Here is a 12,229-nt window from a genome sequence, read left to right as displayed (position 1 = left end):
TGGGAGCGCGCGGAGAATCCGGCCCGGTGACAGACGCCGGGACGAGCAACCTCCCCGTGGTGAGCCTGGCCGAGGAAATGGGACGTGACGATCCCGAAGCGTTTCGGCCGACGGCTGATGTGGGCGTGGTCGCCTCCGGCGACGGTCATGCCCAGGCGGCGGGGGACCTCGGTGACGCCGAGGGATTCCGCCGCCGCCTCGGCCGGCATTTCGGGGGCGTATTCATATTTGATGGGCACGCCCCGAGGACGGGCGGTGCGACCGACAATCCCCGGGGTGCGCTCGAATGGCTGTAAAAGGGGAAGAGCTACTGGTCGACGCCCAGCTCGCGGCGGAGACGGGCCACGTGGCCGGTCGCCTTCACGTTGTAGAGGGCCTTTTCGATTTTGCCGTCGGCGTCGATGACGAAGGTGGAGCGCAGCACCCCGACGGTGGTCCTGCCGTACATCGTCTTCTCGCCGTGCGCGCCGTACGCCTTGTGGACCTCCAGTTGCGGGTCCGACAGCAGCGGGAAGGTCAGCGCGTCGCGCTCGGCGAACTTCGTCAGCCTGGCGGGGGAGTCCTTCGACACACCGAGTACGGCGAAGCCGGCGGCGGCCAGCGAGTCGAGGCTGTCGCGGAAGTCGCAGGCCTGCTTGGTGCAGCCCGGGGTCATCGCGGCGGGATAGAAGTACAGGATCACCCGCCTGCCGCGCAGCCCCTCCAGGGAGACGGTCGTGCCGTCGGCGGCGGGAAGGGCGAAGTCCGGGGCGGCGTCGCCGGGCTCGAGTTTCATTGTGTCCCTCCGTGGAATCGTTCCCGGGTCAACTTACCGGTCGGCCCGAAGTGTCGTCGGGGGGACGGACCTGACAGACTGATCGATGTCAAGGGCGATGAGAGGAGAGCCATGGCGGACACCGATCCCATGGAGCTGGAACGGCGGATCGCGCGGACCCGTGCCGAGTTGGCCCAGACGGTGGATGCCATCGCCGACCGGGTGAGCCCGAAGAACGTCGCGCGCCGGACGGTCGCCAAGGCCGAGTCGGACGCCAGGAGGTTCCTGGTCTCGGTGGGCGAGCGGGTCGGTGAGGCGGTCGGGCTCAACCCGCGGCCGGTGCGGCCGGGGGAGGAGCCGGAGGACCTCTGGGCCGGGGAGCAGCCGGAGCTCGGGCCGATCCTGGTGGGTGTGGGGGCGGTGCTCGCGGTCAGCGCGGCGGTCCTGCTCTGGCGGCGCCGCCGCCGCTGACCCGGCGGGCCGTACGGCCGGCGTCGGCGACCCGGCCCGCTGACCCGGCCAGGCCCGGGGGCGCGGCCGGTCGGCGCTCCACGGGCTCGCCGTCCGGGCCGCGCGGAAGGCTCACGGCGCGGTCCGCGAAGGCTCGCGGACCGCGCCGCGAAGGCCGCGGGTCCGGTCTCAGAGGAAGGTCCGGCCCTCACCGCGGTAGGTGGGCGCCTCCTCCACGATCTTCTCGCCGTCGACGAGGTACAGGCGCGCGAAGCGTTCGGACAGCTCGCCGGCCTTGGCGTGGCGGAACCAGACGCGGTCGCCGACGCGCAGGTCCTCGGCCGCCTGGCCGAGGAGGGGCGTCTGGACCTCCCCGGCGCCCTCGTCGGGGTCGTAGCGCAGCCCGCAGGGGAGATACGGCTGGGGGAGGCGGTCCGGGCCGGGGGCGCCGGAGGCGTGGTAGCCGCCGCCGAGGACGGTGACGACGCCGGGGGCGGGGCGGCGGACGACCGGGAGGGCGAACAGCGCGGCGGGCCGGCCGGTGAAGCCGCGGTAGAAGTCGAACAGGCGGGGATGGAAGAAGCCGGATCCGGCGGCGATCTCGGTGACGGCCTTCTCGCGGGCGGTCTTCTCGATGCTGCCGGTGCCGCCGCCGTTGACGAACTCCAGGTCGGCGACCTGGCGGACGGCGTGGACGATGCGGCCCCGGCGGGAGACGAGCTCGCGCCGCGACCTGGCCTGCATCCACCGGATCGCCCGGGTGCGGGCGGGGCTGCCCGGCGCGGCGTCGCCGACTCCGGCGATCTGGGCCTCGTAGGCCATCAGCCCGACGAGGCGGAAGCCGGTCCGCTTGGCGATGTCGGCCGCCAGGTCGGCGGCCTGGTCGGCCTCGCGCACGGCGGAGCGGCGGGCGCCGACCCGGAGCCGGCCGCCGAGCGCGACGAACCCCGCGTCGATGTCCAGGCAGACCCGGATCTCGTGGCGGTCGCGGACGCCGGCCACGGCCGACTCGACGAGGTCCAGGTGGTCGGGGTGGTCGACCATGATCGTGATCTCCCGGGCCGCACGGCCGTCGGCGGCCAGTTCGGCGAGCGCGGCGCGGTCGGCGGTGGGGTAGGCCACGAGCACGTCACGCAGCCCGGTGGAGACGAGCCAGAGGGCCTCGGGCAGGGTGAAGGCCATGATGCCGGCGAAGCCGTCCATGGCGAGGATCCGTTCGAGGACGGGGCGGGAGCGGATCGACTTGCTGGCGACCCTGATCGGCTTGCCGCCGGCCCGCCGGACCATGCTCTCCGCGTTGGAGCGCATGGCCGCCAGGTCGAGGACGGCGAACGGGGGGTCCAGGTGCGCGGTGGCCCGGTCGTAGCGCTGACGGTCGTCCATGACCGCAGGATAACCCGGCGACACCGAACATGAGTAGTATTCATGTTCGGTGGGCGGCGGTAAAGTCTCCCGCCAGGGCGATCCCAAGATCATGAAAATGGCAGGTCGCGGCCCGCGCGAGGGCCTCCGGCCGGTTAAGCCTGGGGGCGTGACGAGTAGCCTTCAGGAGACCGCGGGAGTCGGGGGGACGACGGCCGAGGAGCAGCAGCACGCCGCCCGCCGCCGGGCGGTACGGCTGTTCCGCCCGGCCAGGAGCCCGGCCGGCGTGGTGGTCGCCCTGATGACGTCCACCGCGCTGTCGGCCGCCGCCGGGGTGACGGTCGGGATGGTGACGGACCACCCGCTGGGGCGGGTGCCGTACCGGAGGATCGCCGTCGGGCCCGGCGCCGCCGCCTGGTCGGACCCCGCCGTGATCCTCGTCTCGCTGGGCGCGATCGTGGCCGGCGCCGCGCTGCTCACCCTCGCGCTGCTGCCGGGACGCACCCGGCTGGTGCCGCTGGAGACCTCCGACCCGCGGCTGTACATCGGCCTGACCAGGAGCGCGCTGCGCCGTACGCTCCGGGCGGCGGCCGAGTCGGTGGACGAGGTGACCGGCGCGCGGGTGCGCCTCGGCGCGCGGGACATCGAGATCACGGTCATCAGCGGCGCCGAGCGGACCGGCCCCCTGCTCCGCCAGGTCGGCACGGTGGTGGGCGACCGGCTGGCGGGCCTGGGCGCGATCTCCGAGGGGGAGATCGTGGTACGGCTCCGCAGGCGGAGGCTCTAGATGGCCGGTGGACGGGGGAGACGGATGGACGGGGATCGCGGATGAGGCCGTACCGGGGAAACCGCGTCGGGCTCGCCGTCGTCGGGCTGGCGCTGGCCGCGGCTGGCCTCTACGGCTTCCTGCGCGGGGAGGGCAGGCTCCCCTGGCCGCGTGGGGAGCGCCTGCTGCCCCGCGGGCTGCCCGCCCACGCGGCCGAGCACCCGTGGGCGGGGTGGGTGGCCGCGCTGCTACTGACGGCGCTGGCGCTGCTGTCGATCCGCTGGCTGATCCGGGCCGTGGGGCTGGGACGATGGGGGAGCCGGAGCGGCAGCGCGACCGCCATGCTGGGGGTTGCGCTTAAAGAAATCGAAGGGCTCAGCCGGATCCGCGTCCGGTGGGTCAAATGCGACCGGCTGCGGATCTCGGTGACCTGCGGGCCGTCGTCGGATCTCGCGAAGCTCGTCGCGCGGCTGAACCGCGACGCGGTCGGCAAGGTGCGCCGGACGGTCGGCGACGACGATCTCGGGGCGGTCGTCCGGCTGCACGTCGGACGGCGCTGACCCTCCGGCCCGGGACCCGGCCGGTGCGGCGGGCGCCGCCGGCCGGTCCGCCCACGGGTCCCGGTCACCCGCATCCGGGAAGGCGCCGGGGAAGGCGCCGGGGAAGGCGCCGGCCGTCATGGGCGACCCCGCCGCCGCGGGCGGGAGCGGATGCACGAGCAGGTCGCTCAACCCGGCCGTCGGGACCGCCGGGCCGGACGCGTCCCGGGCCTCCCGGGAGGCCCGGGAGAAGGCCAGCCCGGCCGCCAGGCAGGCGAACGGCAGCGCGGGCACCACGTACCGGTGGTCGAAGGCCGCGATGAACGGCGGCAGCGCCAGCAGCGTCGCGCCGGCCGCCCACGGCAGCAGCACGACGCCGCCGAGCCGCCGGACGCGCGCCAGGACGCCGGCCAGGCCGATCAGCGCGATCACGGCGATGAACGGGCCGCGCAGGTAGCCGTACAGCTGGTAGTCGCGGAGCAGCCCGGCGTACGGCTCGGCCAGCACGGGCCGGCCGGAGGCGCCCTGGTAGGCGACGGTGATCTCCTCGGCCGTCCGGCCCTGGGAGGCGGTCCCCTTGGGGAAGGGCCTGGCCGTCTCCGGGAAGACGTAGGCGCTCTGCGGGCCGGGGGTGGGGTAGACGCGGCGGTTCCAGTCGAAGATGTGGACCACGTCGGCCAGACCGGTGCGCAGGAAGTCGAGGGGCTGTGCCCTGATGGCCTGGGCGGCGAAGTCGCCGGCGAGCCGGTCGCGCTCGGCCCAGCTCCCCTTGACCTTGTTCAGCGGGGAGGAACCGTCCCAGATGTAGACCGGCGGGGCCTTGCGCTCGCCGACCGGTTCGTCGGGGCACAGGGCGGCCTCCGGGCCGGCCGGCCTGATCTTCGCGCAGTCGGCGAAGGTGAGCGTGCGCGCGTACAGGAAGGCGTTGCCCCGGGTCATCCCGTAGGTGCCGTACTCGGAGCGGAACCAGGCGGCGTAGGCGCCGAGGCCCAGCGCGGCGGCCACGGCGGTGGCGGTGACCGCCCGCCAGCCGGCCCGGCGGATCACCAGGCAGACGAGGACGACGGCGGTCAGCGGCAGGCCGATCGTCCGGGTGGCGGTCGCCGCGGCCAGCAGCAGCCCGGCGAGCAGACCGGCCCGGACGCCCGGCCGCTCCCGCCGCATCAGCAGCGTGACGGCCAGCACCGCGAGGAACTCCATCAGGGAGTCGGCCATGACGAGGTGTTCGAGCTGGACCTGGTGGACGTCCAGCAGGACCGGCAGGGCGGCGAGCGTGGCGCCCCAGCCGGGCAGGCCGCCCTGACGGCGCAGCACGAGGTAGACGCAGGCCGCCGTGGCCAGGCCCAGCAGGTGCTGGACCACGACGACGGCCGGCACGCTGGACAGCGGGTGCAGCAGCCACAGGAACAGCGAGTATCCCGCGGGCCGCGACTCCATGGGCCGCGGGTCGAGGCCGCCGTTGAGGTAGACGAAGGAGTCGGCCCAGAACCACAGGGCCGGGCGGTAGCCGAGCACGGCCAGGGCCCGCAGCGCGCCCCCGGCCAGCAGCGCGGCCAGGAATATCCGGTGGGCGCCGAGGAGGCGGAGGATGCGCGGGGAACGGCGGTCCGGACGTACTCCCGCTGACACCTTCCGACCTCCCGGGTTCGTCTGGGGCGGGAGGCCCCTGCGGCCGGGACCTCCGCGACGAGCCAACCAGCATAGGCCGCGCGACGAAGATCAGGTGCGAGAAGGTGGCTTTTATGCCGATTCGGTGGTCTCGCACCGGAGACGTTCCCGCGCGGCGGCCGCTCCGGAGGGCGGGGAACCCGGGCCGAATCCGGCGGGGGGGGGGGGGGGGGGGGAGATCCGTCCGCCGTGCCGCCCCGGCCGCCGGATCGAATCCGGCGTGGAGGCCCGTCCGCCGTGCCGTACCGGCGACCGGACCGGGCCCGGCGGGGGAGACCCCTGCCGGGCCGGTGGCGGGTCAGCACTCGATGACGTTCACCGCGAGCCCGCCGCGGCTGGTCTCCTTGTACTTGTCGAGCATGTCCCGGCCGGTGTCGCGCATCGTCTTGATCGCCTTGTCCAGCGAGACGAAGTGCCGGCCGTCGCCGCGCAGCGCGATCCGGGCGGCGGTGATCGCCTTGATCGAGGCCACCGCGTTGCGCTCGATGCACGGGATCTGCACCAGCCCGCCGATCGGATCGCAGGTCAGGCCGAGGTTGTGCTCGATGCCGATCTCGGCGGCGTTCTCCACCTGCTCCGGGGTGCCGCCCAGCGCCTCGGTGAGCCCGGCCGCGGCCATCGAGCAGGCCGAGCCGACCTCGCCCTGGCAGCCGACCTCGGCGCCGGAGATGGAGGCGTTCTCCTTGAACAGCACGCCGATCGCCCCGGCGGTGAGCAGGAAGCGCACCACGCCGTCCTCGCCGGGCGTCGGCGTGAACCGATGGTAGTAGGTGAGCACGGCCGGGATGATGCCCGCGGCGCCGTTCGTCGGGGCGGTGACGATCCGGCCGCCGGCCGCGTTCTCCTCGTTCACCGCCAGCGCGTACAGCGAGACCCAGTCCATCGCCTGCAGCGGGTCCCGCTCGGGCGACTCGCCACTGAGCCGCCGGTGGAGCTGGTGGGCCCGGCGGCGGACCTTCAGCCCGCCGGGCAGCACGCCCTCCTTGTCGATGCCGCGCCGCACGCACTCGCCCATGACCCGCCACAGGTTCAGCAGGCCGTCGCGGATCTCCTGCGCGGAGCGGCCGAACGCCTTCTCGTTCTCCATCATCAGCCCGGAGATCGACAGGCCGGTCTCGGCGCAGTGCGCCAGCAGCTCGGCGCCGGTCGTGAAGGGGTACGGCACCGCGGTGTCGTCCGGCTTGATCCGGTCGGCGCCGGTGGCGTTCTCGTCCACCACGAACCCGCCGCCCACCGAGTAGTAGACCTTCTCGCGGAGCGTGTCGCCCGCCTCGGAGAAGGCGGTGAAGCGCATGCCGTTGGGGTGGTGCGGCAGCGAGATCTTCCGCTCGAAGACGAGGTCCTCACCGACCACGAAGGGGATCTCGTGCGAGCCGTACAGCCGGACGGTCCCGCTCTCGCGCATGGCGGCCAGCCGTTCGTCGACGGTGTCGACGTCCACCAGTTCGGGCTTCTCGCCCGACAGGCCGAGCAGGACGGCCTTGTCGCTGCCGTGGCCCTTGCCGGTCAGCCCGAGCGAGCCGTACAGGATCGCCTCGACCCGCGCGGTCTTCTCCAGCAGCCCGTCCTGGGCGAGGCCGCGGGCGAACCTGTGCGCCGCGGCCATCGGGCCGCCGGTGTGCGAACTGGACGGGCCGATACCGATCTTGAAGAGATCGAAGACGCTGATCGCCATTGATCTGGTCCTTGCTTGCGTCGCCGTGACCACGCGCGCCCCGCGGCCCGCGTGGTCACGGCTCTGGTGAGAGGAGGTCAGGACTCACCGGAGGTGAGCACGCCGTACTCCTCGGCGGACAGGAGGTCCTCGGGCTCGCCCTCCATGCGGATGCGGAAGAGCCAGCCTTCGCCGTAGGGGTCGCTGTTGACCAGCGACGGGTCGTCCACGACCGACTCGTTGATCTCGGTGATCTCGCCGCCCACCGGGGCGAAGATGTCGCTCACCGACTTGGTCGACTCGACCTCGCCGACCGCGTCGCCCGCGGCGACGGTGGAACCGACCTCAGGGACCTGCACGTAGACCACGTCACCGAGGGCCTCGGCGGCGTAGGCCGTGACGCCCACGGTGAGGGTCAGGCCGTCGTCGATGCCCGCGACCCACTCGTGCTCCTTGGTGTACTGCAGGTCACCGGGAATGCTGCTCACTTTTTCCTCCTGTAGAAAGGCAGGTCGACGACCTCGACCGCTTCATGGGTACCCCGGATGCTCACGGCCAGACCCTCGGAGCGGTCACTGTCCACGTAGGCCATGGCGATGGGCCGGCCGAGGGTCTGGGACGGGGCTCCGCTGGTCACCTCGCCGACGACGGCGCCGTCGTCGGCGACGACCACCGGGTAGCCGTGGCGGGGCACCCTGCGGCCGGTCGCGATCAGTCCGACCAGGCGGCGCGCGGGCGGGACGTCCCTGAGAGGCTCCAGGGCGGCCCGGCCGACGAAGTCGCCCGGTTTGTCAAACCTCACCACACGGCCGAGCCCGGCGTCGAACGGGGTCAGCTCGGCGGTCAGCTCGTTGCCGTACAGCGGCATGCCCGCCTCCAGGCGGAGCGTGTCGCGGGCGGACAGGCCCGCCGGGACCAGGCCGTGCGGGCCGCCCGCCTCGGTCAGCGCCGCCCACAGCGGCTCGGCGTCACCGGCGGCGGCGAACAGCTCGAAGCCGTCCTCGCCGGTGTAGCCGGTGCGGGCGATGAGGACCTGGATCCCGGCGACGGTCGCGGGCAGGCCGGCGTAGTACTTCAGGCCGTCGAGGTCGGCGTCGGTGAGCCCGCCGAGGATGGCGCGCGAGTTCGGGCCCTGCACCGCGACCAGCGCGTACTGCTCGGAGCGGTCGTCCACCGCGGCGTCGAAGTCCTTGGCCCGGCCGGTCAGCTCGGCGGCGACCCGGGGGTAGTTGGACGCGTTGGCGACGACCATGAACTCGTCGGCGGTCAGGCGGTAGACGATCAGGTCGTCCAGCACGCCGCCGTCCGGGTCGACGATCATGGTGTAGCGGGCGCGGCCCGGCTCCAGCGCCGACAGGTGGCCGACCAGCGCGTAGTCGAGGGCCTCACCGGCCTGCGGGCCGGTCACGAAGATCTCGCCCATGTGGGAGAGGTCGAACAGGCCCGCCGCCTGGCGGACCGCGTTGTGCTCGGCGGACTCGCTGCCGTAGCGCAGCGGCATCAGCCAGCCCGCGAAGTCGGTCAGGGTGGCGCCGAGAGCCTCGTGGACGCCGCGCAGCGGCGTGGGTCGGGACATGTTCGCACCTCAGGCAGGGGACGGATGAGAGCATCCTCCCCCTCTGTCATTGATGCCTGAGAGCTTCGCCCGGTTTTTGCCGGACTTTCACCTTCGGCGAGGCCACGTGGCCTGCTTTCCAGAGATCACCTACCCGCACGGTCCTTTGCCTTGAGAGGTTCGCGGGGAGGGCTTGCTCCTTCAGGGGTCCTGGCCTGGATGTCAGGACGCTCTCCCGCACGGGTTCATCGGTGCCGTGGCCAGCCTAACCGGCCGTGCCCGCCGAGCGAAATCCCTTGCCGGGGGAAACGTGCGCCTTCGTCCGGCCGTACGGCGGGGCAGCCGTACCGTGGAGATTCCTTGCATAGTCTGATGAATCGATGGACGACTTCTTCCGCGAGAGGATCCTGGACACGGGACGGCTGCCGCTGTTCTGCTTCTTCGTCGCGCTGATCGTGGCGTTCGTGCTGACCCGGATCAACGTCCGGCTGATCCGGGCGAAGATCGGCTGGTTCGGCGACGTCAGCGTCGGCGACATGCACATCCACCACGTGGTGTTCGGTGTGGTGCTGACCCTGCTGGGCGGGGTGGCGGGGCTGGTCGTCTCGGGCATCTCCCAGGGCTGGTACGCCGTGACCGCCGCCGTCTTCGGCGTGGGGGCCGCCCTGATCCTGGACGAGTTCGCGTTGATCCTGCACCTCCGCGACGTCTACTGGGAGGAGGAGGGACGGGCGTCGGTGGACGCGGTGTTCACCGCGATCGCGATAACCGGTCTGCTCCTCACCGGCCTGCGCCCGCTGGGCTGGGAGGACTCCGACGGCACGCCGCGCGGGGCGTGGCTCACCGCCGGCGCGATCGTGGCGAACCTCGTGCTGGCCGTGGTCACCCTCCTCAAGGGGAAGATCTGGACCGGTTTGGCCGGTCTGTTCCTGCCGCCGCTGCTGATCGTGGGGGCGGTGCGGCTGGCCCGCCCGGGCTCGCCGTGGGCGCACTGGTTCATGGCGCCCGGCTCCCGGCGGCCCCGGCCCCGGAAGATGGCCAGGGCGGTGCACCGGGAGAGGCGCTGGCGGCACCCGGTCATCCGCGCGAAGATCGCCTTCCAGGAGTTCGTCTCCGGCCGGCACGACCTGCCCTCCACCCGCCGCCTGGCCAGGCTCCAGGACCGCCAGGAGCACGCCGCGGGCCGGGGCCGCCACGAGCACATCGCGGGCCGGGAATGAGCCGGCCGTGAGCGGGCTTCCCTCCCGCTGGGAGGGCGTGGCGCACCGGGTGCCCGACTCCCTCGCCGACCTGCGCGGCCCCGCCACCGGGGTGGTCAGCCTGCCCGTCCACCTGGCCTGGTCGGGCCTGACCGAGTTCGACCTGGGCAACCGGCTGCTGCGGATGAGCCTGTACCGGACGATCATCACCGGCGGAGGGCGCGAGGACGCCGAGACGTACCTCAACGCCGGGATCCTCCTCGCCGACTGGCCCCTGCTGCGCCGCGGGCTCGGGCCGAGTTACCGCAGGGCCTGGGAGGGCAAGATCTCCGCGTTGGGATGAGCGCGAGCGGAGGGGAGCGAGCCGGGTGGACGCGATACGACTGCCCCCGTTGCAGGAGCGGATGCTCCGGGCCGTCCTGCCGGTCTGCGACCGGTTCGGCCTCGTGCTGGCCGGCGGCTACGCCATGAACGCCCACGGCCTCACCGAGCGCCCGAGCAACGACCTCGACTTCGCCACCGCCGCCGAGACGCCGCTGCCCGACGTGGCCGACGCCGTCGCCGAGGCGTTCCGGGACGCCGGGCTGGACGCCACCGTGGTGGAGTCCGGGCCCCGGATGGCGCGGCTGGTGGCGAGCGACCCGGTGACCGAGCAGAGCTGCGAGTTCGACCTGCTCAGGGAGGCGCTGCAGCGCGGGCCCGTGGTCGTCGGCGACGTGTCCGTGGTCTCCCTGGACGACGCGGTCGGGCTGAAGATGCGCGCCCTGCACGAGCGCAGCCTCGCCCGCGACGTCATCGACGTCGTCTCGGTCTCCCACCTGTACGGCTTCCGCGAGCTGGAGCACCTCGCCCGCCTGCACAACGAGGAGTTCTCGCCCGCCGAGCTGGTGATGCGCCTGGAGTTCGTCGAGCTGATCGCTGACGAGGACTTCGAGGCGTACGGCCTGACGGCGGAGGAGATCGCCGGGATCCGCCGGTACTGCGCCGCCTGGGTGGAGGACATCAAACTCCGCCGCCCGGAGGACGGCGACGCCGAGTACGGCGCCGAACACGACGACCTCCCCGAGGTCGGCTGACCGTGTCCTTCCCGCGCGGGCACATCCGGCCCCGCGCGAGGCATATCCGGCCGCTCGGCGGGAAGCTGAACGGCCTGCCTGCCGAAGGAGTGTGGATCGTGGGTCTCGTCGAGAAGCTCAATCTGCGTGAGATGAAGGCAAGGGCCAAGCGGAAGCTGGGCGGCCGGATCGGCGACCGGCGGCTCGCCGCCGAGGGGCGGACCGAGGAGGCCGAGGCCAGGCTTCTCAAGACCCAGGACGAGATCCTGGACACCGTGGCCGAGATGCGCAGGGAGTACGGCGCCGCCCGTCGCGGCTGACGTCCGTACCCTCCGCCCGGCCGCGCCGGGCGCCGGCGCTCCGCGGCTCGTGCTCCCCCTCCGGGCCGTGGGGCGCCGGTGCCCGGCGCGGCCGTTCCCTCCGCGGTCGTCCTCTCCGCGGCGGCGCCGTCCTCTCCGCGGACGGGCTCCCGCGCAAGGGGACTTCCCGTGAGCGGGCGGCCGGTCCGGGCGCCGTGTCCGGTGGCGCGGCTAGTCCGGGCTCTGCACCTGGTAGCGGGGCCCGAGCTCGGGGTGCCAGGGGTCGGTGGCGGCGACGACCAGGCCGGGCCCGCCGATCAGCTCCTCCAGCACCTCCTCGACGCGCCCGGGGTCCAGCCCCGCCGCCCGCGCGATCTCCGCCACGTGCCCCGGCCCGACGGAGCTCTCCAGCTCCGAGACGGCCCGGAAGACCGCCGCCTGCTCCGTGGTCAGGTCCGCGTCGACGGACGGGCCGATGTCCGCCGCGTCGCCCGACACCCCCGTCAGATCCGAACCGCCGGGCAGGTTCGCGTCGTCCGCGTCCGTCATGCCGATCCCCTCCTGGCGCTTCCGGCATTCGGCAGATCCCCTGACCGTCACCATCCCCCCAGGTGACCGCCTCAAGCCTTCGGAGGGGATTGCGAAAAATCTGTGTAGCGGGTGGCGAGATACTTCGGAAGACCCCGCCCTCCGCTGATTCGCCGCTCCGGAAACCGGGCACCTGGCCTGTGCGGAGCCTCTTCTTCGCATCGGAGCGTCCAGTGGGCGCTCCCGGCTCATCCCCCTTCGCCCAGTCCGTGCGGGACGAGGGTCATGGCGGGGGCGGAGGACGGCCGGAAACGGAGGGCGTCCCGGCGGCGGCCGGGGCGCCCTCTCGCGTCGGGCCTCCCGCGCCGGCCCTCTCGCGTCGGGGCCTTCCGCGTCGGGC

At 73.3% G+C, this 12,229-nt stretch carries 14 protein-coding genes and 2 riboswitches; of the genes, 7 read left to right on the top strand and 7 right to left on the bottom strand.

The features are described from left to right. The first annotated feature begins 59 nt into the window (after nt 1–59). On the top strand, nt 60–296 hold the full coding sequence (locus HDA43_RS08255; protein ID WP_179819149.1) for a hypothetical protein: 237 nt from the start codon (nt 60–62) through the stop codon (nt 294–296). Between the two features lie 11 nt (nt 297–307). On the opposite strand, the gene bcp is transcribed toward HDA43_RS08255, so the two are convergent. Further along, nucleotides 308–775, bottom strand: a complete 468-nt coding sequence (bcp, locus tag HDA43_RS08250) for a thioredoxin-dependent thiol peroxidase (RefSeq protein ID WP_179819148.1) — start codon at nt 773–775, stop codon at nt 308–310. 111 nt (nt 776–886) lie between these two features. Here bcp and HDA43_RS08245 point away from each other — a divergent pair, with 111 nt between their 5' ends. Beyond that, nucleotides 887–1,225: a DUF3618 domain-containing protein gene (locus HDA43_RS08245; protein ID WP_179819147.1), complete on the top strand. Its 339-nt coding sequence runs from the start codon at nt 887–889 to the stop codon at nt 1,223–1,225. Nucleotides 1,226–1,393: 168 nt separating this feature from the next. On the opposite strand, the gene HDA43_RS08240 is transcribed toward HDA43_RS08245, so the two are convergent. Continuing rightward, the gene (locus tag HDA43_RS08240; protein ID WP_179819146.1) at nt 1,394–2,587 is read right to left on the bottom strand and encodes an amino acid deaminase/aldolase; all 1,194 of its coding nucleotides are present in this window, start codon (nt 2,585–2,587) and stop codon (nt 1,394–1,396) included. 148 nt (nt 2,588–2,735) lie between these two features. On the opposite strand from HDA43_RS08240, the gene HDA43_RS08235 reads away from it, so the two are divergent. After that, nucleotides 2,736–3,353 carry a DUF6286 domain-containing protein gene (locus tag HDA43_RS08235; RefSeq protein WP_179819145.1) on the top strand — a complete coding sequence of 206 codons (618 nt, stop codon included), beginning with the start codon at nt 2,736–2,738 and terminating at the stop codon, nt 3,351–3,353. A 227-nt stretch (nt 3,354–3,580) separates the two neighbouring features. On the opposite strand, the gene HDA43_RS08230 is transcribed toward HDA43_RS08235, so the two are convergent. The 4 genes from HDA43_RS08230 to gcvT all read right to left on the bottom strand — a co-directional run bounded on the left by HDA43_RS08230 (nt 3,581) and on the right by gcvT (nt 8,769). Beyond that, nucleotides 3,581–5,500 carry a glycosyltransferase 87 family protein gene (locus HDA43_RS08230; protein WP_179819144.1) on the bottom strand — a complete coding sequence of 640 codons (1,920 nt, stop codon included), beginning with the start codon at nt 5,498–5,500 and terminating at the stop codon, nt 3,581–3,583. A gap of 337 nt (nt 5,501–5,837) precedes the next feature. Continuing rightward, nucleotides 5,838–7,214, bottom strand: a complete 1,377-nt coding sequence (locus HDA43_RS08225; RefSeq protein ID WP_179819143.1) for an L-serine ammonia-lyase — start codon at nt 7,212–7,214, stop codon at nt 5,838–5,840. Between the two features lie 77 nt (nt 7,215–7,291). After that, nucleotides 7,292–7,681 (bottom strand): glycine cleavage system protein GcvH, encoded by a 390-nt coding sequence (gene gcvH / locus HDA43_RS08220; protein ID WP_179819142.1) that lies wholly within the window; start codon nt 7,679–7,681, stop codon nt 7,292–7,294. After that, the gene (gene gcvT, locus HDA43_RS08215) at nt 7,678–8,769 is read right to left on the bottom strand and encodes a glycine cleavage system aminomethyltransferase GcvT (RefSeq protein WP_179819141.1); all 1,092 of its coding nucleotides are present in this window, start codon (nt 8,767–8,769) and stop codon (nt 7,678–7,680) included. Before gcvT ends, gcvH begins: the two co-directional genes overlap by 4 nt. A gap of 33 nt (nt 8,770–8,802) precedes the next feature. Continuing rightward, nucleotides 8,803–8,897, bottom strand: a riboswitch (glycine riboswitch). Further along, nucleotides 8,898–8,996, bottom strand: a riboswitch (glycine riboswitch). A 132-nt stretch (nt 8,997–9,128) separates the two neighbouring features. On the opposite strand from gcvT, the gene HDA43_RS08210 reads away from it, so the two are divergent. The 4 genes from HDA43_RS08210 to HDA43_RS08195 all read left to right on the top strand — a co-directional run bounded on the left by HDA43_RS08210 (nt 9,129) and on the right by HDA43_RS08195 (nt 11,322). Beyond that, nucleotides 9,129–9,968: a hypothetical protein gene (locus HDA43_RS08210; protein ID WP_246423927.1), complete on the top strand. Its 840-nt coding sequence runs from the start codon at nt 9,129–9,131 to the stop codon at nt 9,966–9,968. Nucleotides 9,969–9,975: 7 nt separating this feature from the next. Next, nucleotides 9,976–10,290, top strand: coding sequence for a hypothetical protein (locus HDA43_RS08205; protein WP_179819140.1), 315 nt, complete (start codon nt 9,976–9,978; stop codon nt 10,288–10,290). A gap of 25 nt (nt 10,291–10,315) precedes the next feature. Further along, on the top strand, nt 10,316–11,023 hold the full coding sequence (locus HDA43_RS08200) for a nucleotidyl transferase AbiEii/AbiGii toxin family protein (protein WP_312873104.1): 708 nt from the start codon (nt 10,316–10,318) through the stop codon (nt 11,021–11,023). Nucleotides 11,024–11,121: 98 nt separating this feature from the next. Beyond that, the gene (locus HDA43_RS08195; protein ID WP_179819139.1) at nt 11,122–11,322 is read left to right on the top strand and encodes a CsbD family protein; all 201 of its coding nucleotides are present in this window, start codon (nt 11,122–11,124) and stop codon (nt 11,320–11,322) included. A gap of 210 nt (nt 11,323–11,532) precedes the next feature. On the opposite strand, the gene HDA43_RS08190 is transcribed toward HDA43_RS08195, so the two are convergent. Beyond that, the gene (locus HDA43_RS08190; RefSeq protein WP_179819138.1) at nt 11,533–11,850 is read right to left on the bottom strand and encodes a hypothetical protein; all 318 of its coding nucleotides are present in this window, start codon (nt 11,848–11,850) and stop codon (nt 11,533–11,535) included. Nucleotides 11,851–12,229: the final 379 nt, after the last annotated feature.

This window comes from Streptosporangium sandarakinum (genome assembly GCF_013409935.1).
Taxonomy (GTDB): Bacteria; Actinomycetota; Actinomycetes; order Streptosporangiales; family Streptosporangiaceae; genus Streptosporangium; species Streptosporangium nondiastaticum.
This window is presented reverse-complemented; position numbering and strand designations above follow the sequence as displayed.